Here is a 26,319-nt window from a genome sequence, read left to right as displayed (position 1 = left end):
ATAAGTTGCTAAATACCCGCGCATTCTACCTGTTTTATACCGCGTATGGCTAGTCACCCAAATGATAGAGTTTACGCAGTCGCTTTTGCGCCATAGGTAACAGCAGTTGCCAGCCTTGGCCGTCACTGACCACCGACAGTTGACCGTGATCCTTAGTATTAAACCAGCGCCGCTGCAGATGCCGATAGCGTTGCGTTGTGTAACGGTGCGGAAAGTTAAACCCTTTATGCTCACCATTGCTGATCAGAATCAATGACGGCCGCACCTGCTTCAACATCAACCAACCACTGGATGTTTTACTGCCATGGTGGGGTGCAACCATAACGTCGGCCGGTCGAAAGCCGTTTGCCTCGGCGATGTGGCGCTCAGCACCGAATTCAATGTCGCCAGGCAATAAAAACGTGAATTGACCGTATTGGAACCACAGTACACACGACGCATTGTTGCTACTGGTATGTTGTGGTGCCACTCGCGGTGGCCATAATACCTTCCAGTTTATCTGGTTCCAGCGCCCTTCCATACCCTCCTCACAGGGTGTCGGCGTCAACGCACCAAACCAACTGATGTGCGGGTATTTTCGTTGCAGATAGCTTACCCCGCCGCTGTGATCGCGATCGCGGTGACTCACCCACACGGCTTCAAGTTGCAGTTGCCGGCTTTGTAGGAAGGGTTCAATCACCGTTGCCGCCAGATTGTAGCCGGAATCATAGCCCATCGCGGTATCCACCAACCAGGCGCGGCCAGCACGTTCGATCACCAACGCTTGCGACTGCCCGACATCAAGCACGTGCAGGTAAAGATCATCCGCGCGCGGCCGGCTGACCTGCCAGGCACTGAGCGCCAGCGGCACCGTCAATAACAAAACCGCTTTCAACAGTCGCTGCGAGAGCGGTAACAACACTACCAGCATCACGGCCAATAACGCCGTCAATGGCAACTTGAAGGGCGGCTGCCACCAACTCCAGGAAAACTCAGCTGTCCAGCTCAAAAACGGCGCGATAACATGCATGGGCAACGCGGCCAGATACCAAAGGTTATCAGCAAAAGTATGTGCGTAGCTCAGTTCGGCCACCACACCCAATAAGGTCAGCGGTAGCAACCACAGACTGATGACCGGCAGTACCAGCACATTAATCGCCGGGGCTATGACTGACACACCGCCAAACCAATGCAACGACAACGGCGCCATCACCGCCAAAAACATACCCTGTAGCCTGAGCAACCCTTGCCACTTGCCGACAGCACCTTTGCTACGCCAGCGCCATAAGGTCGTGAAGATGGTCACTAGTGCTGTCACTGACAGCCAGAATCCCGCATCCAATAACGCCAGCGGGTCGAGCAACAGCAACACCGCAACGGTGCGTAATAGCAGTTGCCAGGCGCTGACATTCAACGCCAACACGCGATGCACAACAATAACAGCGAACATAATTAAGGCACGCAGGGTCGCTATCGAAAAATCGGCGAGCCAGGCATACCCGAACGCGATACTTAACGCCACCAACAAACTTAACGGGTGAATGCTTCGCTGCTCTAGGCCCGCATTTGAGCAACGTTGACCCAACAACCTTGCCACCAATACCCGACCAATCATCAATCCGGCCCAGCCAACCAGGCTTAAATGCAACCCCGATATCGCCAACGCATGGGTGAGACCATTGTGCTGCCAATCACGCTGTTGTTCGGCACTGAGCAACTCTCGCACACCGATGCCCAGTGCCGCCAGTATGCCCTGATGACCATCGTCGCGCTGTTCAAACACCCGCACCAACCGCGCCCGTAAACCGTTTTTTTCAGCCAATAAGTGACCTTGACTGACCGTTGCCCGGGCGACAATGCCCCGCCGTTGCATGGTCGCAAGATAATCACGACTGCCCTCGTTCCAGTAGTTGCGAAACCCCTTCAGTGCAACTTCAGCCCGCCAGCGCTGTCCAAGTTGTATCTGTTCAGCATCATCGCCATACCAGGACAATTGCAGTTTAGGTTGTGCCAGCACGGCGGGGAAAAATCCGTTCTGCGGTACTTCGATGGATGCAATAAAACGCGTGTGGTGGGAGAAAACCTGTGGAATTTCAACCACGGTAACATCAAGCCATTGCTTGGTGCCTGAGTTGAGCAGTCGCTCAGCCTGTGTTGCCTGCCAATTTAGTGTTGCAGTTGTCACGCTAATCCCGCAAAATATCGCCACAACAGCGGTAGCAACGGCTCGCGCTCGCGGTACCCAATAGCCGACCAGCACGGCCCAGGCACTGATGCTCAATAGGATCAGGTTGTCGTTGGTGATCGGTAGCAACAAACTGATACCGATTCCCACAATAAAAGAGAGTAAACAACGGTCCATCGTTGCTCCTGACCAGGGGTCATAATCAATTAGCAGGTAGTTTTATGGCGCGACGTGTCATTAAAAAGTTGATGCCGGATCACGACAAAATTAAGCAAACTCGGCTTATACGGCTGTTCGGCAGTTTATTGCACGACGCAAATCTTTGGCATTTAAACCGCCGCTCCGCTTCGGGAGCATTCGCTGTTGGCCTGTTTACCGCCTTTATTCCGGTTCCTTTTCAGATGGCGCTGGCGGCCGCTGCAGCTATTCCATTTCGGGTAAATTTGCCGCTCTCCGTTGGACTAGTCTGGGTTTCCAACCCCATCACCATGCCCCCCATGTTTTACCTGTGTTACCGAGTCGGCAACTGGTTGCTCTCGGCGCCGCCACAGCCGTTCAGCTTTGAACTCAGCTGGGACTGGCTGTTCAGCAGTATTTCAACCATTGGTCCGTCATTGATTACCGGTTGCCTGGTACTGGGTACCGTGGCCAGTATTATCGGCTATCTCGGCATTCGATTTTTATGGCGGCGCTCCGTGGTTAAGGCCTGGCGCCGGCGTCCCGGTTCACGCCACCACAACAAATAAGCAGCAACTAGTGCGAGCCGTGCAATGCACGCGCCGGTTCAACCCGGGTCGCCCGCCACGCCGGATAAAGTGTGGCCAATAAACTCATGCTCAAGGCGACCGAACACACAAGGGTCACGTCCTGCCAACGTAAGGTCGAGGGAATACGGCTGACAAAGTAGATATCGTCATTAAGTACCTGCACGGCAAACAACGCCTCCAGCGCCGCTATGGCATCCGGCAGCAACCACGCTAAGCCCATGCCGGCAAGCGCGCCCCAAAAGACACCTAATAAGCCGTTTTGCAGACCTTGCCAAACGAACACCAGGATGATCTTCCAGTCCGCCAAGCCCATGGTTTTCAGCATTGCGATCTGTGCCTGCTTTTTTGTCACCGTCAACACCAGCGTCGAGACAATGTTGAAACAGGCCACCGCCATAACCAGGACTAACACCAGATAGATCACCGTACGCACCAACTCAATATCGCGGTACAAATGCCCGTGGGTGCGCATCCAGTGGTTAACATAAACCAGACTTGGCAGTTGATTACCGACTCGTTGTGCCACTGCATCCGCGCTAAAAACATTGCGAACACTCAGTTGGATACCGGTTACGCCACTTTCGATGCCGGCCAATGCGCGCGCCGTAGCCAACGACGTGTAAGCGTTCTGGTGATCAATTTCACCACCAAATTCAAATAATCCGACGACCTTCAGACGATGCCGCTTAGGTGCCTGAAAGGCATCCTCACCCCGTTCGGCAATCAACAGCGTAACCGTATCACCAACCGTTACCGCCAAGTCTTCTGCCAAACCGGCACCAAGCACTACGGTGTTACTGCCCTGCTGTAATTGCTGCAACGCATCGGCGGCGATAAAATCAAACACGTCATGACCGTCAGCCTGCGTGGCAATCCCCTGTAGCAGCACGCCTTTGAATTCAGCGCCGGCCTGCACCATTGCCGTTTGCTTTATCACCGGCCGCACAGAGCTAACGGCTTCATCTCGATAGGCAATTTCTGCAATCGCCTGCCAATCATCGAAGGTTCCGTCAACCCGCTGATACTCAACATGGGGAACCACGCGCAACAACTGATTTTGCAACGCTCCCTGAAAGCCGTTCATCATCGACAGTGCCACGATCAATACCGCGCACCCCAATACGATACCCAACGTCGATGACGCCGAAATAAAGCTCAAGAAGCCGGTGTGACCACGTTGCCGGCGAAATCGTCTGGCAATACTCCAGGTCAACACGAGCCGCTACTCCCCTGCAAATGTCCCCGTTGCAGTCGCTCGGTTCGTTGCAACTGAGCCGCCAAATGTTCGTCATGGGTGACAATAATAAAAGCGGTTTGTTGTTCGCGGTTCAGTTCCAGCATTAGCTGATAAACGGATTCGGCGGTTTCGCCATCGAGATTCCCTGTTGGCTCATCGGCTATGATCAATTTGGGCTGGTTAGCGAAAGCTCGGGCAATAGCAACCCGCTGACGTTCGCCACCGGACAGTTGTGCCGGACGATGGTGCATACGCTGTTCCAGCCCAACCCGCCGCAACAGCTCGGTTGCACGGCGGCTGGCAGTGGCTTTATCACAACCGCTAATCAGTAACGGCATCGCCACATTTTCTAACGCATTGAATTCGGGTAACAAATGGTGGAATTGATAGACAAAACCAAGGTTTTGATTGCGCCATTGTGCCAGTTTGCTCGCTGACCAACCGGTAATATCTTCACCGTTAAACAACACCTTGCCCTGGGTTGGCCGATCCAGCCCCGCAAGTAAATGCATTAACGTACTTTTACCCGAACCGGACGCGCCGACAATAGCCACCATTTCCGCGGGTGCCACGCTAAAATCTACGGCATCGAGCACGGTAACCTGGCCACTGCCATCATCGTACACTTTACTGAGCTGCTGCCCCTGCAACAATGGCTTAGTCATAACGTAAGGCCTCCGAAGGTTGTGTTTTTGCTGCCATTAGGGCGGGATATACGGTGGCGACCAGGCACAATATCAGTGATGCAAGAGCAACCATAATCACCTGCCCAGCGTCGATCAACACCGGCAGCCCAGCCGGACTTATCGCCATCAGATTGACTCCCAACAGGGATAACAACGGGTTCAAAAAGAGACTGATCAGCAATCCCGCCAACACCCCGACAGCCGTGCCGATAATGCCGTTATAGCTGCCCTGTAATAAGAACACTCTGCGGATTTGCGGCTGCGTCAGGCCGATGGTTTGCAAAATGGCAATATCATGACGCTTCTCATTAATCACCATTACCAGTGCCGACAGGGTATTAAAGGCGGCCACCGCAATGATCAGCGCCAGCATTAGCCACATCATGCGTTTTTCCATCGCTACCGCATTAAACAGTTGACCAAATTGCTGCCGCCAGTCGTCCACCTGATAATCGGTTTGCTCACGATAGGCTGCCGCTACCCGCGGTGCGTCAAAGGCATCGGTCAATTGCAACTGGAACCCCTGAATGGATGCCGCCGGCTGCCGCATCAATCGATTGAGATCCGCTGCGGCGGTAACAACCAGGCCGCTGTCAATTTCCGATTCCAGCGCAAAAATCCCCACCACGTCAAAGCGTCGCTGCGCCGGTACCATGCCAAAGGGCGTATAGACCGCGCCCGCCGCAGTAATCATTCGCACCGAGTCGCCCACCGTAACGCCGAGCCGCTGCGCGACAGCCTGCCCCAGTATCACCCGAAACGTACCCTCATTAAGTAGCTGCCATTGGCCAACCCGCAAGGCATCACGCAAACGTGGCGGTAAACCATCACTGCTATCATGGCTAACCCGACCACGCGCCATCGCCACCACCATTTCGTCACGTCCCTGAATAACCGCTTGGCTTTGCACTAACGGCAGTGTAGATGCGACTGCCGGATGCTCGGGCAGTTCCATCAACTGCTGTTGCCAGTCGCTGAGTGGTTGCTTCGCGGTCAGCGTCACCTGGGGCACAGCACCAAGAATGCGTTGTTTCAGTTCGTGCTCAAAGCCATTCATCACCGACATCACCACGATCAATGCCATGATTCCCAGCGCGATACCGCCCAACGCGAACCGATTAATGAAACGCGTGAAGGCAGAACTTTTTTGTGCACGGCCATAACGTATGGCAATGAACAGCGTAACGGGTTGAAACATTACCCTCTCAAAAATTAATGTTGCTAATTAATAACGAGCAAGGATAATGAGTTGTGACAGGCCTGACAACTAAAAGGGCGGAATATGGCGGATTCCCCAATATCTCAGACACAACAAATCGGCGATTTCTTTACCGTTGCTGAGCAATTTCCGGTTAATCTGGAAGTGCTTGCTGACGATTTTGAGGTGCCCGACCGGTTTGATTTCGAGCAGGAAATGCCGGAACTCTTCAAAGTCGCGTCGAACATGGTCGGCAGCGACCAGGATCTGCTGCAAAAATTAAAGATGGACAGCCAGCATTCGCCGGTTCTGGTGACATTACTTGAGCAGATGAACCAACGTATGGTGATGATGCTCGGTTACCTATTGCGTTATGAAGACGACCCGCAGCAACGTTATGATGGTATTGAATATGGCGGTGGCGGCTTACGCGTGCTATCAAACCGACCCTTTGAGGCCGGCCAGTTATTTCGGGCGAAATTATTTTTTAAGGAAGAATCACTGGCGGTTTACTGTTATTTGCGCTGCGACAGCTGTGATTATGATGACGAACGTCAGCAACAGATACTGACCCTGGCATTTGCGCAAATTCTTGAACAGGATCAGGAACACCTCATCCGTGCCAGCTTGCATGCGCAAAGCCGCCAATTAAAGCGCCGGGCGCAACAACGCCAACAGCAGTCAAAGCCAACCACAGACGACGCATAAACGGATAAAAGCGCACAAGATTAACCGCATAAGTCATCCAAATCCGTTGCCAAATCGGTATAATGCCCACGTCTTTTAATGGGTAGTTGGATCCTCATGGCTGAAGTATCTGTTTTACAACCTCCGTTCCCGACCACAAGTGAACGTGACATCAGTTGGGTTAATCTGCGTGGTAGTGCCGAAGCCCTGGCCTTGGCAAAACTTATCGATCGCACGCCCGGCCGAGTGTTAATCGTTACTGCCGACGCCAATCAAGCGCATAGGCTGGAGCAAGAAGTTCGCTACTTTGCCGGCGAACACACTGAGTATCATGACGACATTACCTTGTTTCCCGACTGGGAAACGCTACCCTATGACAGCTTTTCACCGCATCAGGACATCATCTCTGAGCGTTTGAGCGTACTGGCGCGATTGCCAAGTGCCAAACGCGGGGCACTGATTGTCAGCGTCAATACGCTGATGCAGCGTATTGCCCCCACTCATTTTGTAAAAAGCCAGGCGATGTCTTTCCGGGTAGGTCAGCAATTGGATCATCTGGCGCTCCGTACCGAACTCGAACAGGCTGGTTACCGCTCCGTCAACCAAGTCATGGAACACGGCGAGTTTAGTGCCCGCGGTTCCATCCTCGACTTATTCCCGATGGGCAGCAACAGCCCCTATCGACTGGACTTTTTTGATGATGAACTGGACAGCATTCGACCCTTTGATCCGGAAACACAGCTATCACAGGATCCGGTTGAGGAAATCCGCCTGCTGCCGGCACATGAGTTTCCGCTAACCAAAGCCGGTATTGACCGTTTTCGTGCACAATTCCGGGAACGTTTTGACATCACCACCGAACGCGATTCCGTCTATCAGCAGGTCAGTAAATCTCAGTTACCCGGCGGCATCGAGTATTACCTGCCGTTATTCTTTGAGCAGACTGCAACGCTGTTTGACTACCTTCCTGACGACACCGTACTGGTCAGTTTCGGTGATATTCAGGGGGCGCTCGAACGGCTCTGGACTGACATTAATCACCGCTATGAACAGCGCCGTCACGACACGCTACGGCCATTGTTACACCCCAATGAACTGTTTTTACCGGCCAACGAAATTCACTCCGGCTTTAAACAGTTGCGCCGCATCCGCACGGCAATCCCCGCGGATAAACCGACGCCAGGAGCGGTAACGTTCGACACCGAAATCGTGACCGATATTGCCGCCGATCACCACAGTAAGAACCCCTTTGCAAAACTGGCGCGGCGCATCGATGAAGCGCTGAGTAACGGCGAACGGGTGCTGTTTTCTGCAGAGAGTGCCGGGCGCAAGGAGACGTTGCGGGAATTGACTGCGCGGCTGGGCTGGCAGTTAACGCCGGTTCGCAGTCTGGACGATTTTCTGAACCGTTCTGAGCCACTGGGGCTACTGGTCAGCCCGGTGGTTAATTCGTTTCATTTGCTGAATGAAAAGCTCTGGTTTATCACTGAAACCGAATTGTTTGGTAACAAGGTGGCCCAGCGCCGGCGGCGCGAACAAAAAGCAACCGTCAGTCCGGACACGCTGATTAGAAACCTGGCGGAACTGCAAATTGGCCAGCCGGTGGTGCATATTGAACATGGCGTCGGCCGTTACCAGGGATTAACCACCCTCGATGCCGGTAATGTCACTACGGAATTCGTTACCATCGAGTACGCGGGTGGCTCCAAGCTTTATGTACCGGTTGCCTCACTCGACGTATTAAGCCGTTACAGCGGTGGCGAAGACAATCACGCGCCGTTGCACAAGCTCGGCAACGACACCTGGGAAAAAGCCAAAAAACGAGCCGCGGAAAAAATTCGCGATGTCGCGGCCGAACTGCTGGATGTCTACGCGCGCCGGGAAGCCAAGCCCGGCTATCCTTTCACCATCGTCGAAGAGGATTATCAACGCTTTGCCGACGGTTTTCCGTTTGAAGAAACCATCGACCAACAACAGGCCATCGCTGCAGTGACTGCTGATATGCGAGCTCCGCGGGCAATGGATCGGTTGGTTTGCGGTGACGTTGGCTTCGGCAAAACCGAAGTGGCCATGCGCGCGGCCTTTATCGCGGTCAACGACGGCAAGCAGGTAATGGTGCTGGTGCCCACCACGCTGTTGGCACAACAACATTATGAAAACTTTAAAGACCGCTTTGCCGATTGGCCGGTGCGGGTTGAGGTACTGTCGCGCTTTAAAACCGCAAAGCAGTCCAAACAAATTTTGCAGGATCTGGAAAACGGTCAGGTTGATATCATTATCGGTACCCACAAACTGTTGCAGGAGAACATTAAGTGCAACGATCTGGGGCTGTTGATTGTTGATGAAGAACACCGTTTTGGCGTGCGTCAAAAAGAAACCATTAAGCGTATGCGCGCCGACGTGGATATCCTGACCCTGACGGCGACACCAATACCGCGCACGTTGAATATGGCGATGAATAACATTCGTGATCTGTCCATTATTGCAACCCCTCCGGCCAAGCGGCTGGCGGTTAAAACCTTCGTCCGCCAGTACGATGACGCCACCGTGCGGGAAGCTATTTTGCGGGAGATTCTGCGGGGTGGACAGGTGTATTTTCTGCACAACAACGTCGACACCATCGAGAAAACCGCGCGCGACATTGAACAACTGGTACCGGAAGCGCGTATCACCGTCGCTCATGGTCAAATGCGCGAACGCGAGCTGGAACGCATCATGTCGGACTTTTATCACCAGCGCTTTAATGTGCTGGTGTGTACCACCATCATCGAAACCGGCATCGATGTCCCCAGCGCTAACACCATTATTATGGATCGTGCCGATCACCTCGGACTGGCACAAATGCATCAGCTTCGCGGCCGGGTCGGACGTTCGCATCACCAGGCCTACGCCTACTTGCTGACCCCTCACCCGAAGCGGATGACCAAAGATGCGCTAAAACGTCTGGAAGCGATCGCTCAATTAGAAGATCTTGGCGCTGGCTTCATGCTCGCTACCCACGATCTGGAAATTCGTGGTGCCGGCGAACTGTTGGGTGATGAACAAAGCGGACAGATAGAAAGTATCGGCTTTTCATTGTACATGGATATGCTGGAGCAGGCGGTGCAGGCTCTGAAAGACGGCAAAGAACCGTCACTGGAAGGATTAACCCGCTCACGGGCTGAAGTCGACTTACGCATACCGGCACTCCTACCGGACGATTACATCCCGGATATCAATAATCGCTTGAGTCTATACAAACGCATTGCCAGCAGTGACAGCGAACAACAGCTACAGGACATCCAGGTCGAACTGATCGATCGCTTTGGCTTGTTACCGGATGCGGCGAAAAACTTAATCCGTCAAACAGCGCTTCGCAATCAGGCCGAACGGTTAGGAATTCGAAAAATCGATATGGGAAATCAAGGCGGTGTGCTTGAATTCGCAGATGACACTAAGGTAAAACCCGAGGCTATTATTCGTCTGATGCAAACAGCACCAAGTCACTATAAGCTCGACGGGCCAAATCGATTGCGTATCAGTCAGTCGCTTGAGGATACTCAAAGCCGTCTAAAACTGATAGAGTCGTTACTAACTGATTTTTCTCAGGAGTTGACCGAATGACGCTACGGCGTACAGTATATGCGGGCTTAATCAGTGTGTTAAGTTGGCTAGCCATTATGCCGGTACAGGCAAAGTTACCCGATCGCGCCTACTGGCGGTGGTTTGAAGTCGAAGTATTGCTGTTTAAACACACGGTTGAGCAGGATATCAACGAGACCTTTCCAGCGTCGGTAACGCCGATTCCCGTGGCCGGCAGTTATGATTTGCTAACGCCCTACATCAACCGCGACTTCCCGGCACTGGTTGCCGGACTTGAGCCTTGTCCGCAATGGCCGTTACCGGGGGCAGACGCTACCCGCGCGGAGCCGTTGACGCTGCAGATTGACTGTCAATTTGACCACGAACGCGAGTTGATTCCTATTCCCGGCAACCCATTGGCGCCACAACCGCGCATCGCCACAATCGAACAGACCGACGTCGTCATCGACGGTAACGGCGGCGACATTCATAGCGCCCGTGCGCCGTTTTTACTGCCCAAATCCACTCATGTGCTTAGCGAAACTCGTCGTGAACTGGAGCGCAAAGGATTAGCCAAACCCTTGCTGCATGTGGCCTGGCGACAGCCAGTGTTTGGTAAACGTCAGAATTACACCATCCGCCTGTTCGGTGGCCAGCAATTCAGCGATGCCTTTCGCTACGATGGCTTTGCGGTTGACGAGCCGTCAGCCGAGGCATCAGCGACTGAGTTAGCGTTGCTTGATCGTGTTGAGCAATTACTGGACGCGGTTAACAGCGGCAACGGTGAATTCTCCGCCGGCGAACAGCAACGGCCTCAGCCTTTAACCGACAACAACCAGCCTGAGCGTGTGTGGGAACTGGATGGCCTGCTGCATGTGTTCCTTATCGGTAACTACTTACACATTGATAATACATTTAATTTGCGCGACGTCGACATGCTGGATTTAACCCCTGCGGATCTGGAGCAGCAGGCGGAGTGGATATTGCAGGGTAAAGACACTCGGCAGCCCTTTTTACGCGCTTATTTGTTTGATCAACTGCGCCGGGTAATCAGCCACGAAACCCACTATTTTGACCACCCCAACGTCGGTATGGTCATACAAATTCGGCGCACGGACTTGTCCGCCCGCCGGTACTGATAACTACCGTTTTTCAGCAAAAGGATTGGACTATGGAAAAGTACGAAGAGCTGCTACTGGCCTTACGCAAGGTCATTCGTGCCATCGATCTGTATTCCAAACAATTAAACAAATACTCCGGTTTAACGGCACCACAGTTGCTGATCTTGCGCGAGATTGTTGCCCGTGATGGCATAACGGCCAGCGAAGTGGCTCAGAACATCACCCTGAGCCCGGCAACCGTTTCCAATGTCATCGAACGGATGGAGCACCGGCAACTCATTCATCGTCGCCGCAGTCACACCGATAAACGCCGGGTGCTGCTTTATCTGACTGAGGAAGGACGCTCACTGCTGAACAAAGCACCGCAGCCGTTACAGGAAGACTTCATCGAAAAGTTTCAAGCACTCGATGACTGGGAACAGTCATTGTTGTTGTCATCAATGCAGCGCATTGCGGCAATGATGGACGCTGAACGTTTGGACGCCGCCCCGGTACTTGAAGTGGGCAGTTATCATAAAATGGAATCAGGAAAATGAAAAAAACGCTTCTGTCGCTCTCGGCACTTTTCTTCGCCCTACCCGGCGCGGCACAAAACTGCGACTCCGATGCCGGACTGACACCTATTGCACAGATTCAAGGCTCGGCAACCCAATCACCCAAACTCGGTGAGCAAATAACGACCATTGGCGTGGTTACTCAAAACTGGAGCGCCAAGGAGCAACTTGGCGGACTGTTTTTACAATCCACGCAACAGCAACAGGACAATGACAGCAACACTTCCGAAGGGTTGTTTATCAAGGCCTCAGGTAAGGTTTATCAAGACATTAAAGCAGGTACGCTGTTGAAAGTGACCGGTACTGTCAATGAAACCGACGGTCTTACCATGCTAACCAATACCACGGCGGTGTTTGAATGTGGCCAGGCGGAGGCCGTTAGCCCAGTCGAACTGACATTGCCGTTTACCAGCGAGCAACAGGCTGAAGCCCACGAAGGGATGTTAGTGACCATTAGCGCCGACCAACCCTTAACGATATCCGGCCATTACCCATTGGCCCGTCACGGTTATTTTGATGTCTCAGCCGGCCGTTTATGGACACCAACCCAGATCGCGGAACCCGGGGCTGCGGCGCAGGCCTTGGCCAAAAGCAATCAGCTGAATCGTCTACAGATTGACGACAATAGCCAGACACAGCCACAGCAGCTGCCACACCAACAGCTGTTTCATGGCCCTCAGAACAGTCTTCGCAGTGGCGCTACAATAAAGCCGGTCACCGGTATATTGTCGCAATTTCGTGACGATTATCGCCTCCAACCTACCACCGCCCCACAACTTGACCAACGCTCACAAATCACCGCGATTGTGCCCAAACTCAGCGATAATATCCGCATCGCCAGTTTTAATGTGCTCAACTACTTTAATGGCGATGGTCAGGGCAACGGCTTTCCGACCGAGCGGGGTGCGCGCTCTCCGGCGCAATTGCAACGCCAGCAGGATAAGCTGGTTGCCGCCATTACAGCGCTTAAGGCCGATGTGGTTGGTCTGATGGAAGTTGAAAACGATGGTTTTGAACAGCACAGTGCCATCCGCGAACTGGTTGATGCGATTAACGACGCCAGCCGTATCGATTATGCCATTGCCCAGCCCCGCTCCACCCGCGTTGGCACTGACCAGATCAGTGTAGGCATCATTTACAATCCACAACGGCTAACCCCGGTATCACACGCCGCAACGCTTGAACAAGGGCCATTTCGCCGCGGTAGCCGGGTGCCATTAGCGCAGACCTTTAAGGTAGAGGGTGTTGAGCAGCCATTAACCGTGGTAGTGAATCATTTTAAATCCAAAGGCAGCTGTCCCGATGACGGTATTAATGCGAATCAGAACGATGGCCAAGCTTGCTGGAATGCGTTGCGCGTAGAGTCCGCTCAGGAATTGCTAAGCTGGATCGAACAACAACAACTACCGAACCCAGTGCTACTGGGCGATTTTAACGCCTATTATCAGGAAGATCCGATTCAGTACTTTATTGAAAACGGCTACCCCAATGTGTCGGACGCAAAAGAATACTCCTACGTCTACGACAGTCAGGCAGGTTCGTTGGATCATATTTTTGTGCACCAATCACTGGTGCCCAAAGTCAGCCATACTCAGCATGTTAATTTTAATGCTGATGAACCGGTCAGTTACGATTACCGGGACGCGGATTATTATCAGCCGGGTCCCTACCGCTCGTCGGATCATGACCCCTTGTTATTGGACTTATCCTGGTCGGAAGACGATTGAGACCGCTGTGGCAAATAGGCGTTGGTCGTGCCAAAGTGAATTTCCAGCTCCAGCCCCAGCATCCAATGGCCCTCGCGTTGCTCATACAATTGCTCGCGGGGCCAGTGGTAACCCAGCCAGGTTTCCACAAATAACCATTCGCGCAGGTAGCGTTGCCGGTTAAGTAACCGCAGACCATAGTCGTTTACCGGTACGGCAAAATCCGTTTGCCCCTCCACCCAGGTCTCCACGGCAATGGCTTTATCTTCACCGTAGAGCTTATAGGCGCGTAGGGTGCTACTCCAGCGCAGTCCCTCAGTTTCTTGTGCGTAAGTGCCCAGTGACGACCAGCGCGCCAACACCGTTTCGGTTAAGCTGGCTTCCAGATCGACGCGTTGGGCAACGCCGAAGCCATCGCTGTCACGCCAAAACGCAGAGCTTTGGAAGCGCGCCAAAACCGATTCACTCAACACCATATCGGTCATATAACGACCGCGTACATAAGTATCGAAATCAAGCCCGCCGCGAACGCCAATGCTGTAGGAAACCCGGTGTTGCTCATTCATGCTGGGCTCAAATCCCAGCCCCACCAGCCATTCTTCATCCGAGCTGGGAGAGCGAATGATTGACGGCCGGCCGGCGGAACCTTCATCCAGAAATTCATCACTGTCGACACGACCGATAAACGCCGAGAACTGCTCTTTCGCGTGTGGGAGATTAACTCGCGCCCGAAAACGTGATTTAACCTCGAAGCCGTCATAACCGCTCCACTGCGGCGCTATTGATAAGCGCCCATAGGAACCATAAGATTCTTCAAACCGATCTTCCGCAAAAAAACTGTCTACCCAGCGGGCTGTGGCATCAACGGAGGTGGTCAGCCCCTCACGAAAGCTGTCGTACCAGGCTTTTTCCACCGCCTTAGAAGTCTGCGCGTCAGCCTCCTGCGCCACCACCGGCGCAGCGGTTAATAAATAAATAGCCAATGCAGAGAACTTTTTCACCCAATCCCACCTATAAGCTATTAGCAGCCATGTCATCTGGAGGTTATATGCGCTTCACCATAATGTTAGGCTTTTGCTTGCTGCTGACCAGCACTCTCAGCATCGCACAAAATTCGTCAACAGAAAAGCAACAAAACGAGGCCGTGGCGACACTGGCAGGCGGTTGCTTTTGGTGTGTCGAAGAGGCCTTTGAGCAACTTGACGGTGTCCGCGAGGTGGTTTCAGGGTATACCGGAGGCACAGAACCCAATCCGAGTTATGAACAGGTTTCCGCCGGCAACACAGGTCACACCGAAGCAGTGCAAATTTACTACGATCCCAAGGTCATCAGTTACGCCGGTTTACTGCAAAAATTCTGGCGAATCATGGATCCGACCGACGCCGACGGCCAGTTTGTCGACCGAGGCAAGCAGTACCGTCCGGAAATTTTTGTACATAATGACGAACAACGCCGGGTCGCTGAACAGTCTAAGCAGTGGTTGAGTGAAAACGGGCCCTTTTCACAACCGATTGTGGTTCCAATCACCGACTTTACGCAGTTTTATCGTGCCGAAACCTATCACCAGGATTATTACGATAAAAACCCGATCCGCTATAAAGTCTACACCTATAACTCAGGCCGCTATGATTTTGTCGAGAAACACTGGGGTGACACGCCTCAGGTCGATTACTATGGCTTTAGCAATGACAACCCGGGCGGTGAGCCGTCAACCGATACCCAATACCCCTGGCAGTCGTTCAACAAGCCTTCCAAACAGCAGTTACGGCAACAACTCAGTGCCATTGAGTTTGCGGTAACACAGCAGGATGAAACGGAGGAACCCTTTAATAACCGCTACTGGGATAACAAAAAGCCAGGCATTTACGTCGATGTCGTCAGTGGTGAGCCCTTATTTTCATCACGACATAAATACAAGTCCGGCACCGGCTGGCCGAGCTTTACGCAACCGATACAAGCCGACGCCGTGGTTGAAAAAGAAGACAACAGCTGGTTTTTCACCCGTACCGAGGTGCGTAGCCGCTACGCCGACTCCCATCTAGGGCATGTTTTCGAGGATGGTCCGCAGCCGACCGGCTTACGCTACTGCATGAACTCGGCCGCGTTGGAATTCATTCCACTGGCGGAAATGAAACAACGCGGCTATGCGGACTTTATTCAGTACGTAGAACCGAAAAACGGTCAGCGTTAGGCAACCCAGCCCAGCTCTTTTGCCCTTTGTGCCGCTTGTTGCGGCACATCGGTTGCGACGAAATGGTGGTGCAGCACCTGTACACCCAGCATGTGATTAATCACCGCATCCAATTGTACTTGTTCTTCGGCCGGTACATTCGGATCCTGATGGCGTTCAAAGGTTCGTACCACTTCCTCGTAATCCAATAAACCGGCGGCTTCTACCGCGCGCTGATTTAAGAACTGTTCCGCCAGTTTTTCAACCGCTTTCCATTTTTCCGGATCGGTATGCGCCGGCGGAGCCATAAAGGCAAACTTCTCACGTTTGTAGAGCGTTTCCGGTAATAAGCCTTTCATGGCCTCCCGCAATACGTATTTTTCTTTATTACCTTTAATACGCAGATGCGGCGGTACAGTAAATGCGTACTCTGCCAAGTGATGGTCCAAAAACGCCGGCCGCGCCTCCATCGAGTTAGCCATATCAACGCGGTCACCACCCCAGGTGAGGATTTGTCCTTCAAGCATGGTTTTTATCCACACGTATTGTGCGCGATCCAATGGATGCCGCCCCTCCAGCATGGTCTCATCCAGGGTATCCGCAATCGCCTTACTCGGGTCATAATCCGTCACCCGCTCCCGCAGTTCAGCTGACATCAATGGCAAGGCGACACTGCTGCATGACAACCATGGCTGCACACAGCTTGGGGTAAAGCCCATTTTTTGGTTAAAGGCTTCGCTGACGAACTCTTCCCTTGCCAGCATCGCTCCTTTAAACAACTTATTGTTCTTCTCCAGCAATTGCTGCCATTCCAGTCGTTCAATTTCCGGCAGATGATCCAACCCGTGCAAGAACATATCCTTGCGGAACGCCGGATAGCCGGCAAACAGCTCATCGGAGCCCTCGCCTGTCATTACGACCTTATAACCGGCTTCGTGCACCTGCTGGCTCATCAGGTACTTGGCCACCCCGAGGGTGTTATAGATGGTTCGCTCCGTGTGCCACAAGGTTTTTACAAAGTGGTCATACAGGTCGTTGGCTTTCAACGCCATAATATGATGGTCTGCCTGGGTGGCCTCTGCCATTTCCCGTGCTATCGGTGTTTCATCATAGTCGTCAGAATCAAAACCAATGGTAAAGGCTTTCACGGAGGTCTGCGTTGACGCCGAGGCCAAACCGAGAATTGAGCAGGAGTCGATGCCGCCGGACAAGTAACAACCCACCGGTACATCCGCGGTCATACGGTGTTGTACCGCCTCCAGTAACTGCGCACGAACGCCCTCGATGTATTGTTCTTCGTCGACATCGTCGCCCGGATAATCGTGTTCATTGGGAAAGTTAACGTCCCAATATTTGTGTTCGCTGACCGTAAGACGACCATGCTCACGTTTTACCTTGACCACATAGCCCGGCTGCACTTGATTAATACCGGCAAAGGCGGTCGAACCCGGAACCATCACCTGAATCAACTGATGGTACAAACCCTCAGCGGAGAACTCTCGCTTAACGTCCGGGTGAGCGAACAGCACCTTAAGTTCCGAACCAAACACGACGCCGTGTTCGGTTTCTGTCCAGTACAGGGGTTTGATGCCAAAGCGGTCGCGAACCAGGTACAGGCTCTGATCTTTTTCGTCATACAGACCAAACGCAAATTCGCCACGCAACTCTTTCAGCGTCGCATCAAGGCCGTAGCGTTCAAACAGATGCAACACGATTTCCGAGTCACTTTTACTGCGGAAACGTGCGCCACGTGCGGTTAAATCAGCACGAATCCGTTTAAAATCATAAAACTCCCCATTATGCGTCAGCATTAACCGTTGGTCTGCCGACATAAACGGCTGGCGACCACGCTGTTCGTTCAGGTCGATAATGGAAAGACGTGCATGGCTAAAGCCTACGCCCTGCTCTGGTTTAATCTGATAACCATAACCATCAGGCCCACGGTGATGCATTATCGCTGCCATGTTAACTAAGGTTTGGGCGTCTATTGAACGATCCGTTTGATGATGAAAAACTCCAGCAATTCCGCACATTCTTTGCTTTTCCTTTTGTTAGACGACATCGATAACGCGCTCGGCGCGTTGTACCATACACGTAAGTAACGCCATTCTTAAAAACACAGCCCCGCGCGCCTGGCTGAAATACCAGTTGTGCGGCGTGTGGTCGAGATCCGTACTCAGTTCGGCTCCACGGGCGAGTGGATGCAGAATGATCGCCCCCTCTTTTAACGGCGACTGTGCATTCAGTGCAAACGACGTACCGTAGGTATTAAAGGTTTCACCCTCCCAGGAGATGGCATTGATGTAAATAACATCCAGCTCCGGTAATACCGCATTAAGATCGTTCGAGGTGCGGATACGAATCCCCGCCTGTTCGATTTGCTCACGTTGTTGCTGTCCAAACAGTTCCGCGCTGGCACTTTCATCATGAATAATAACCAACTCGGCCACCGCATCGGGAAACTTGCACAGCGACTTGATCAGACTGCGCACGGTGCGCATTTTATTGGGCACACCAATGACCCCAATCTTCACCGCATGCTGGCTCGCTTGCTCGGTTGCTAACTGCGGACGCCATTTAAACATCGCGTAGAGATCTGCGAGCGCCTGCGTGGGGTGTTCATCGCTGCCGTTACCGGCGTTAATGATGGGAATTCGCAGTGAATCGATCATCTCCTCGAGCGAGCTCTCATTATTGTCCCGCAGCACCACACAATCACCGTAGTTATTGAACATTTCCGCCACGTCGGCCAGACATTCCCCTTTGGCAATACCGGTTGTCGACCGATCAGTGATCGACATGATGTCGCCACCCAGCCGGTGCCAGGCACTTTCGAACGACAGCCGCGTGCGGGTACTCGGCTCATAGAATGCCGAAATCAGGATTTTGCCCTGTAATGACGTGCTAAAACGACGTGGGTTGGCTTCATACTTGGCCGCCAACCGGAACAGTTGCAACATTCCGTTTTGGGTAAACTGATCGGACGAAACAATGTGTTGATTCGCAAGTTTTAAAAGGTAGTCACCGTCTTCCTGAATCGCTCTTAACAGTGCTTTCGGGTGCGCGTCGCCACAGACATCCGGACGTTCCCGGTCAAACGACACATCTTTTATGTTCATAGGGTTACCATAATGTTTTAGAAAAATAATCTTTTACGAACAGCACCAGCAAAATGATCGGCGTTAAGCAGGTCAATGCCAATGCAACAATAATCAACACGGTAAAAGCCAGTTCCGGGAGTTGCATGATTAACGCTCCTCTTGTAATCGCTGCCAGTCAAACTGTTCCTGACTGCGCCACACACCGACACCACAAAGCAGGCCGGAAACCGCGCAGGACGTCAACGCAGCGACATAAAAGCCAACCAAAAAATAGGCCGCGAGACCGGCTGCCGTACCCAGCGCCATTGCCAGTGCGGCATAGCCACCGGTTAAACGGCGAAAATATAAGCCCAGCACGATCGGCCAAATGGTGCTGGCGACAAAGGCACCGGCGAAATTCAATAACGCCCCGAGGGTGGCAATACGCGGTAAACAAAACAGCCAGGTCACGATGCCCAGCGCCAGAATGCAATACCGATTAAAGCGCATCAGCGTTCTATCCGAGGCATTGGGTTTTAATTTTTTATGGAATAAGTCTTGGGTGACCAGATCTGAGGTTGCTGCCAGCAAAGAATCCAGACTCGATGCCAGCGCCGAGAAAATCACGATAAATACGATCACGGCACCGGTGGTACCCAATACCGCCGCCGCAACGGTTGGTCCGATCATGTCCGCACTGGGTGGGAATATTCCCAACTGCGGTGCCGCTAACGCGATGAATCCGGTAACGATAGGAATGGGTAACCACATCAGCCCGCCGGTCAGGTAGGCTTTGTAGGCCACTCCCTGCTTAAACGACAACGCCCTTGACCACCAGACGTTCGAATGAAATATCTCCCCCAGACCGAAAAAGATATTGTTAAACAAAAACATCACAGCAGCAGGAAACAATACATCCAGTAACTGCGGATGCGCCTGCGAGAGATTGCTATGAATGCTTTGCAGGCCCACATTATCGGCCAACCACCAGGCAATCAGACTGACACCGACGATGATGATCAGCGCCTGAATAAAGTCGGTCGCGATGACCGCTCGCAGGCCGCCAAATAACGTGTAACCGACGCAAATGATCAATATCGCTGTCATGCCGATGTGGTAATCAAGACCGCTGAGCGATTCCAGCAAAATACCACCGGCCATGCCCAGACTGATGAGCCAGCCAAATGCATAAACCACGGAAATGATGATGAACACCCACCAGGCCGCCTGACCATAACGCAGGCGCACAAAATCACCGGAGGTATAGCCATTCGGCAATAAGGTTTTGATGCGTTTGGCCATCGGCGCAAACAGCAACAGTCCGAGTGCTGCGAAGGAATAACCAATCATCCCCCACAGACCAAATTGATAGGTAAGCTGAGGGGCAACCAACGTCGTGTTGCTGGTGACCCAGGTGGCCATCGCCGTTGCCGCCGCGAACGCAAAGCCGACATTACGGCCGGCCAGCGCAAAATCTTCGTGGGTTTTGTTCTTGCGGCCGAGCCAGTAGCCAAAGGCAACCCAGAGGACACCAAAAAGAATGACAATGGTGAGGCCAAGCGACGTATCCAGGGCAAATTCAGTCATTACCGGCCTCCTTTTCTACCCGTCGATGCGACCTCAGCAGTATCACCACCAGCAAGGCGAAGATGATTAATCCGGTAAAAAACAGACCCAACGCCTGCCACAGCGGGTAGTGTTGTACGGTAACTTTTATCACATTGCTTGGTTCGGCAAGGTTGTCGGCGCGCGCGCGCAGATAATAAACGCCATCGCTAAAGCCGGTTAACGACAATTTGCGAAAATCGCCCAATGCCGGAAAGGTTTGCTCAACGTGGGAAAAATCGGCTTGCGTCGACACGTCGATAACCAGATTGGTAAGCGGTTCCTCGCGCTGCTCCTGCGCCACGACGGACACCGTGAAGTAGCCCTCACGCACAGTAGACGAAGGTCCCTCTAATTGCAGTGACTGCGCCAGAGTTGTCGGTGCTGACAAAAACACCCAACAAAACGTTAACACAGGAAATAAACTTTTAGCGATACCGGGTAATTTCACCATTCGCTTTGTTACTCGCTTGCAACACGTGAAATTTCAGGCTATCAGCACCATCGACGGATTTCAACTTAAGTCATCGGGCACTACAACGAGCCGATACTCGTTAACAATAAAAAAACACCGACAAATCGATGTTGCAACAACAAACCGTTTGTCGCACTCTCTCGTATAGATAGGACGTTTGACTGTGTGCGACACACTCGGTGCAATTAACCAGGGACCCTAATCCTTATGAAGTATCTTTGCAGCCTCGGCTCAAATATCGAACCTGAGCTTCATTTTTCCCGCGCCAAACACTATTTGGCCAAGCTGTCAGAAAATCTCGAATTTTCGCGAGACATCAATACCCAACCGGTTGGCATGAAAACTAACCGTCCGTTTTTGAACGCATTGTTCACACTCGACACCGCGCTCTCAGCAGAAGCATTAAAGCAAGAATTCAACCGTATCGAAGAGCTACTGGGTCGTGACCGTTCAGACCCATTGTGCAGCATTAAAGATCGTCCGATTGATATCGATATTTTAGGACCGCTCCACGAAAACCCCGAGGTGCCGGAATATCTGCAGCCGTTACAGACAGATTTACAGGGAGAAACGCAATGAAGCCAGTGGCATTAATTACCGGAGCCGGTCGGCGCTTTGGCTATGAGCTCGCTAACGATTTACTCGACAATGGCTATACCGTATTCGCTCATTACAATTCTTCAAAAGGCGGCGTTGAGAAACTGGAACAACAGGGAGCTATTGGTTTACAGGCCGATTTTAGCGATACCAGGGCGATCGATAATATGATCGATCAAGTGATTGCGCAGACCGGCCAGTTAGATTTATTGGTTAACAACGCTTCGTGCTTTTTTGATAACCACACCGTCGATGCTTCTGATGACGCGCTGGCCGCCGTATACCAAGTTCATGCCATTGCGCCCTACAAGTTGATTACGGGGTTACAGGCCTTGCTGGCGAACGCCAACGACGGTCTGGTGATCAACATCACCGACATCTACAGCGAACGCCCGTCCACCAATTACATCGCCTACTGTGGCGCCAAAGCCGCGCTGGCCAACATGACACTGGCTTTTGCCAAAGCACTGGCACCGGACATCCGCGTCAACGCCATACAGCCCGGCCCAATCCTGTTTTTGCCGGAGCATGACAATCAACACCGTCAACAGGTGTTGGCTGAAACCCCATTAAAGGTCGAAGGCGGTCTGCAACCAATGATCGATACCGTCAAATTCTTCCGTGATAACCCATTCCTGACCGGTGAGTCGATCAAAGTCGACGGTGGCCGGGCGCTCAATATTTAATCCGGGGCTAGCATACGGATGACTCATAAAAAAACCGGCATAACTGCCGGTTTTTTTGTGCTTCTTTGTTGCAGAGCGAAGTTAGTTTTTCAGCATCTGGCGCAGTACGTAATGCAAAATACCACCGTTTTTGTAGTACTGCATTTCGTTACCGGTGTCGATGCGACACTTCACTTTAAACTTAACTTCTTCACCGTTCTTGCGCTTCGCAACAACATCCAGCATTTGACCGGGTTTTAAGTCGCCGTCAAGACCCAGAATGGAGATGGCCTCTTCACCCGTTAAACCATGAGCCTCAACGCCCTGACCGTCTTCGAACTGCAACGGCAATACGCCCATGCCAACCAGGTTAGAACGGTGAATACGCTCATAGCTCTCAGCAATGACCGCTTTCACACCCAACAGACGGGTACCTTTGGCGGCCCAGTCACGACTGGAACCGGTACCGTACTCTTTACCGGCCAACACCACTAATGGCGTGTCGTTTTCCATGTACTTCATGGCCGCGTCATATATCGCCATTTGCTCGCCGGTCGGGATGTACTTGGTAAAGCCACCTTCGACGTTATCCAGCATTTGGTTTTTGATGCGGATGTTCGCAAAGGTACCACGCATCATCACTTCGTGGTTACCACGACGTGAGCCGTAAGAGTTAAAGTCTTTCACCGCCACGCCGTGCTCTTGCAGGTATTTTCCTGCCGGTGAATCCGGCTTGATCGATCCAGCCGGCGAAATATGGTCGGTGGTGATCGAATCAGCGAATACCGCCAATACGTTAGCGTCTTTAATATCCGTCGGATCTTGCAGCGGCTGGTCAATACCTTCGAAGAACGGCGGATTCTTCACATAGGTTGAATCTTCCTGCCAGTCGTACACTTTACCTTCGGCAACATTGATGGCGCGCCACTCATCATCACCTTTGAAGACTTCGGCGTATTCTTTACGGAACATTTCGTTATCGACGGTTTTCACCGCTTCGGCAATCTCACTGGTGGTTGGCCAGATGTCTTTCAGGTAAACGTCGTTACCGTCTTTGTCCTTGCCTAATGGATCTTTACTCAGATCGGTACGGGTGGTACCTGCCAGTGCATAAGCCACCACTAACGGTGGTGAAGCCAGCCAGTTGGCTTTCACATCAGGATGTACACGACCTTCGAAGTTACGGTTACCTGAAAGCACCGAAGATACGGTTAAGTTACCTTCATTAATGGCGTCGCTGATTTCGTCATCCAGCGGGCCTGAATTACCAATACAGGTCGTGCAACCGTAACCTACCAGGTGGAAGCCAAGATCTTCCATATACGGGGTAAAACCGGCTTTCTTCAGGTAGTCAGTAACCACTTTCGAACCGGGTGCAAAAGACGACTTAACCCAAGGTTTACGATCCAACCCCTTTTCAATCGCTTTTTTCGCCAGTAAGCCCGCTGCCATCAACACACTCGGGTTGGAGGTGTTGGTACAGGATGTGATCGCGGCAATCACCACGTCACCGTGCTTCAGACTGTAATCTTTTCCTTTTACCGGAACCTCTTTGTCCGCTTCATTGGCCTGACCGTTGGTTTCCAGGATCAGGTCGAAGTTGCTACCCAGCTGTTCCATATTCACACGGTCTTGTGGACGTTTGGGTCCTGCAAGCGACGCGGTAACGGTACTGAGATCCAGTTCCAGTGTATCGGTGAATTCTGGTTCATTATCATTACTGCGCCACAGTCCCTGCTCTTTGCAGTATGCTTCGACCAATGCCAGCGTTTCATCGTCACGGCCGGACAGGCGCATATAATTGATGGTTTCTTCATCCACCGGGAAGAAACCACAGGTTGCACCGTACTCCGGCGCCATGTTCGAAATGGTGGCTCGGTCTGCGAGCGGTAAATTATCCAGTCCCGGGCCATAGAATTCGACAAACTTACCGACCACGCCTTTTTCACGTAACATTTGCGTCACCGTCAGCACTAAGTCGGTTGCGGTTACGCCCTCCGGTAATTTGCCGGTCATACGGAAGCCGACCACTTCCGGAATCAACATCGACACCGGTTGCCCCAACATGGCAGCTTCGGCCTCAATACCGCCAACGCCCCAGCCTAATACGCCAAGTGCGTTGATCATGGTGGTGTGTGAGTCGGTACCAACCAAGGTGTCCGGGTAAGCAACCGTGCGACCGTTTTCTTCTTTGGTCCACACGCTCTTTCCTAAGTACTCGAGGTTAACCTGGTGGCATATACCTGTACCTGGCGGGACAACGCGGAAGTTTTCGAAGGCACCCTGCCCCCATTTCAGAAACTCATAACGTTCTTTGTTGCGGTCCATTTCCATCCGCACGTTTTGCTTGAACGCTTCCGGCGTTGCGTATTTATCCACCATGACCGAGTGGTCAATGACCAGATCAACGGGGGATAACGGGTTAATCACTTCGGGGTTATGGCCGGCTTTGTTAACCGCATCTCGCATGGCGGCTAAGTCAACAATACCCGGTACACCGGTGAAATCCTGCATCAGCACGCGTGCCGGACGGTACTGAATCTCACGGTCAATTTTTTTCTCTTTAAGCCAGTCCACCATGGCTTTAAGATCATCACCGGTAACCGTTTCGCCATCTTCATTGCGTAATAAGTTTTCAAGCAACACTTTCATCGATGCCGGCAGCTTATCGATGTTTCCTAACGATTTGGCTGCTTTAGGCAAGCTGTAATAGTCGTAACTTTTGCCCTTAACATCCAATGTACTTAACGTATCCAGACTATTTTTGCCTGACATAGTACTCTCCCATTCGCATTGAGCGTTGATTGTGCTGAAAAGCTATTCCATTAAACTATAACGTTAATATAGTCAAAGCAATGCGGTTCAGCCACAGCTTTTAGTGTTTACAGTCAAACATAAACGATACAGACACGCCAGCGTATCTGCCCAACGCCTGACTGATAAGCGATTATTTTTACGATTAATTGTCTTTATAAAAGTAGTCGCTAAAGACGAAATCAGATCAATTCGGTACACTACTGCCACGTTGTACAGCGACACAGGGAAACGGCTAATGAGCCAGGTATTGGATAACTTATTAAACTTACTGCAGCTCGAAACCATCGAGCAGGGCATCTACCGTGGTAACAGTCAGGATCTGGGATTTGGCGCGGTATTTGGGGGTCAGGTCATCGGCCAGGCGCTGTCTGCGGCGAAGGAAACCTTACCCGCCGAACGGGGTGCGCACTCATTCCACAGTTATTTCTTACGCCCCGGTGACGCTAAAAAGCCCATCGTTTATGACGTTGAAGTGATTCGTGATGGCAACAGCATTTCGACCCGCCGGGTAAAAGCCATTCAGCATGGCAAGCCAATCTTCCATATGACCGCATCGTTCCAGGAAGATGAGGTTGGCTTTGAACATCAGGACAGCATGCCTGATGTTCCCGGACCAGAGGGCTTGGTTTCCGATATCGATATTTATAAGGAGCATCAGGATCTTATTCCGGCTCCTATTCGCAATAAGTTCATTTGCGAAAAGCCGATTGAGATGCGTTTTGTGACCGCCTACAACCCCTTTAAGCCGGCCAAAGACGAACCCAAACGCTATGTCTGGTTAAAAGCTAATGGCCAGATGCCGGAAGATTTGCGGGTGCACAAATACCTGCTGGCCTATGCGTCGGACTTTAACTTTTTACCGACCGCGTTGCAGCCCCATGGGGTTAGCTTTGCACAACCGGACATGCAAGTTGCCACCATTGACCATGCGATGTGGTTTCATCGTGAATTCCGCATGGATGACTGGTTGCTTTATGCCATCGATAGTCCGTCGGCCAGTGGTAATCGCGGTCTGGTACGTGGTCAGATCTTCACTCGCGACGGGACGTTGGTTGCTTCGACCATTCAGGAAGGGGTGATGAGGCGCCGACGCTGAGGCGCCGACGCTGACGCGTCGGCTGCTTGGCGCTGCGTTGCAGCTTGCTTGGCAGCGCTTTGCGCTTTGCTTGGCATGGCCTTCGGCCATTTGCTTGGCGGCACCTTTGGTGCCTTGCGCGCCGTGACCTTGG

At 52.3% G+C, this 26,319-nt stretch carries 21 protein-coding genes; 10 read left to right on the top strand and 11 right to left on the bottom strand.

The window, feature by feature from the left end:
• Nucleotides 1-49 precede the first annotated feature (49 nt).
• Entirely contained in the window at nt 50-2,341 is a 2,292-nt protein-coding gene (locus CWE23_RS08015; RefSeq protein WP_126819965.1) for a DNA internalization-related competence protein ComEC/Rec2, read from the bottom strand.
• A gap of 44 nt (nt 2,342-2,385) precedes the next feature.
• On the opposite strand from CWE23_RS08015, the gene CWE23_RS08010 reads away from it, so the two are divergent.
• Nucleotides 2,386-2,910: a DUF2062 domain-containing protein gene (locus CWE23_RS08010; protein ID WP_105306650.1), complete on the top strand. Its 525-nt coding sequence runs from the start codon at nt 2,386-2,388 to the stop codon at nt 2,908-2,910.
• Between the two features lie 7 nt (nt 2,911-2,917).
• Here CWE23_RS08010 and CWE23_RS08005 read toward each other — a convergent pair whose 3' ends face one another.
• The 3 genes from CWE23_RS08005 to CWE23_RS07995 are packed head-to-tail and all read right to left on the bottom strand — an operon-like array spanning nt 2,918 to nt 6,052.
• Complete coding sequence (locus tag CWE23_RS08005; protein ID WP_126819964.1) at nt 2,918-4,147, bottom strand: lipoprotein-releasing ABC transporter permease subunit; 1,230 nt, start codon at nt 4,145-4,147, stop codon at nt 2,918-2,920.
• Nucleotides 4,141-4,833, bottom strand: a complete 693-nt coding sequence (gene lolD, locus CWE23_RS08000; RefSeq protein ID WP_105306652.1) for a lipoprotein-releasing ABC transporter ATP-binding protein LolD — start codon at nt 4,831-4,833, stop codon at nt 4,141-4,143. The genes CWE23_RS08005 and lolD overlap by 7 nt, the downstream gene beginning before the upstream one ends.
• Nucleotides 4,826-6,052 (bottom strand): lipoprotein-releasing ABC transporter permease subunit, encoded by a 1,227-nt coding sequence (locus CWE23_RS07995; protein ID WP_126819963.1) that lies wholly within the window; start codon nt 6,050-6,052, stop codon nt 4,826-4,828. The genes lolD and CWE23_RS07995 overlap by 8 nt, the downstream gene beginning before the upstream one ends.
• An 84-nt stretch (nt 6,053-6,136) precedes the next feature.
• On the opposite strand from CWE23_RS07995, the gene CWE23_RS07990 reads away from it, so the two are divergent.
• The 5 genes from CWE23_RS07990 to CWE23_RS07970 all read left to right on the top strand — a co-directional run bounded on the left by CWE23_RS07990 (nt 6,137) and on the right by CWE23_RS07970 (nt 13,702).
• On the top strand, nt 6,137-6,760 hold the full coding sequence (locus CWE23_RS07990) for a PilZ domain-containing protein (RefSeq protein WP_105306654.1): 624 nt from the start codon (nt 6,137-6,139) through the stop codon (nt 6,758-6,760).
• Between the two features lie 96 nt (nt 6,761-6,856).
• Nucleotides 6,857-10,342 carry a transcription-repair coupling factor gene (mfd, locus tag CWE23_RS07985; RefSeq protein ID WP_105306655.1) on the top strand — a complete coding sequence of 1,162 codons (3,486 nt, stop codon included), beginning with the start codon at nt 6,857-6,859 and terminating at the stop codon, nt 10,340-10,342.
• A complete protein-coding gene (locus CWE23_RS07980; protein WP_126819962.1) occupies nt 10,339-11,439 on the top strand; it encodes a CsiV family protein in 1,101 nt (366 codons plus the stop codon). The genes mfd and CWE23_RS07980 overlap by 4 nt, the downstream gene beginning before the upstream one ends.
• A gap of 32 nt (nt 11,440-11,471) precedes the next feature.
• Nucleotides 11,472-11,957, top strand: coding sequence for a MarR family winged helix-turn-helix transcriptional regulator (locus CWE23_RS07975; RefSeq protein WP_105306657.1), 486 nt, complete (start codon nt 11,472-11,474; stop codon nt 11,955-11,957).
• Nucleotides 11,954-13,702: an ExeM/NucH family extracellular endonuclease gene (locus CWE23_RS07970; protein WP_126819961.1), complete on the top strand. Its 1,749-nt coding sequence runs from the start codon at nt 11,954-11,956 to the stop codon at nt 13,700-13,702. Before CWE23_RS07975 ends, CWE23_RS07970 begins: the two co-directional genes overlap by 4 nt.
• On the opposite strand, the gene CWE23_RS07965 is transcribed toward CWE23_RS07970, so the two are convergent.
• The gene (locus CWE23_RS07965; RefSeq protein WP_187346259.1) at nt 13,657-14,682 is read right to left on the bottom strand and encodes a hypothetical protein; all 1,026 of its coding nucleotides are present in this window, start codon (nt 14,680-14,682) and stop codon (nt 13,657-13,659) included. The genes CWE23_RS07970 and CWE23_RS07965 overlap by 46 nt on opposite strands.
• A gap of 47 nt (nt 14,683-14,729) precedes the next feature.
• On the opposite strand from CWE23_RS07965, the gene msrB reads away from it, so the two are divergent.
• The gene (gene msrB / locus CWE23_RS07960; RefSeq protein ID WP_105306659.1) at nt 14,730-15,872 is read left to right on the top strand and encodes a peptide-methionine (R)-S-oxide reductase MsrB; all 1,143 of its coding nucleotides are present in this window, start codon (nt 14,730-14,732) and stop codon (nt 15,870-15,872) included.
• Here the strand turns inward: msrB and asnB are convergent.
• The 5 genes from asnB to CWE23_RS07940 are packed head-to-tail and all read right to left on the bottom strand — an operon-like array spanning nt 15,869 to nt 20,990.
• Complete coding sequence (gene asnB / locus CWE23_RS07955) at nt 15,869-17,884, bottom strand: asparagine synthase (glutamine-hydrolyzing) (RefSeq protein ID WP_105306660.1); 2,016 nt, start codon at nt 17,882-17,884, stop codon at nt 15,869-15,871. The two genes, msrB and asnB, sit on opposite strands and share 4 nt — an antisense overlap.
• Before the next feature lie 18 nt (nt 17,885-17,902).
• Nucleotides 17,903-18,970, bottom strand: a complete 1,068-nt coding sequence (locus CWE23_RS07950) for an aspartate/ornithine carbamoyltransferase family protein (RefSeq protein WP_105306661.1) — start codon at nt 18,968-18,970, stop codon at nt 17,903-17,905.
• 4 nt (nt 18,971-18,974) lie between these two features.
• Nucleotides 18,975-19,097 (bottom strand): hypothetical protein, encoded by a 123-nt coding sequence (locus CWE23_RS13950; protein WP_262339803.1) that lies wholly within the window; start codon nt 19,095-19,097, stop codon nt 18,975-18,977.
• Between the two features lie 2 nt (nt 19,098-19,099).
• On the bottom strand, nt 19,100-20,518 hold the full coding sequence (locus CWE23_RS07945) for a sodium:solute symporter family protein (protein WP_126819960.1): 1,419 nt from the start codon (nt 20,516-20,518) through the stop codon (nt 19,100-19,102).
• Nucleotides 20,511-20,990 (bottom strand): hypothetical protein, encoded by a 480-nt coding sequence (locus CWE23_RS07940; protein WP_126819959.1) that lies wholly within the window; start codon nt 20,988-20,990, stop codon nt 20,511-20,513. Before CWE23_RS07940 ends, CWE23_RS07945 begins: the two co-directional genes overlap by 8 nt.
• A 228-nt stretch (nt 20,991-21,218) precedes the next feature.
• Between CWE23_RS07940 and CWE23_RS07935 the strand changes: the two genes are divergently transcribed.
• A complete protein-coding gene (locus CWE23_RS07935; RefSeq protein ID WP_105306664.1) occupies nt 21,219-21,590 on the top strand; it encodes a 2-amino-4-hydroxy-6-hydroxymethyldihydropteridine diphosphokinase in 372 nt (123 codons plus the stop codon).
• Entirely contained in the window at nt 21,587-22,294 is a 708-nt protein-coding gene (locus tag CWE23_RS07930; protein ID WP_126819958.1) for an SDR family NAD(P)-dependent oxidoreductase, read from the top strand. Before CWE23_RS07935 ends, CWE23_RS07930 begins: the two co-directional genes overlap by 4 nt.
• Before the next feature lie 81 nt (nt 22,295-22,375).
• On the opposite strand, the gene acnA is transcribed toward CWE23_RS07930, so the two are convergent.
• A complete protein-coding gene (gene acnA / locus CWE23_RS07925) occupies nt 22,376-25,048 on the bottom strand; it encodes an aconitate hydratase AcnA (protein WP_126819957.1) in 2,673 nt (890 codons plus the stop codon).
• Nucleotides 25,049-25,325: 277 nt separating this feature from the next.
• Here acnA and tesB point away from each other — a divergent pair, with 277 nt between their 5' ends.
• A complete protein-coding gene (gene tesB, locus CWE23_RS07920) occupies nt 25,326-26,186 on the top strand; it encodes an acyl-CoA thioesterase II (protein ID WP_126819956.1) in 861 nt (286 codons plus the stop codon).
• Nucleotides 26,187-26,319 lie beyond the last annotated feature (133 nt).

This window comes from Idiomarina aquatica, from assembly GCF_003987185.1.
Taxonomy (GTDB): Bacteria; Pseudomonadota; Gammaproteobacteria; order Enterobacterales; family Alteromonadaceae; genus Idiomarina; species Idiomarina aquatica.
Note: the sequence above shows the minus strand (reverse complement) of the source record. Positions and strands in the feature narration are given on the sequence as shown.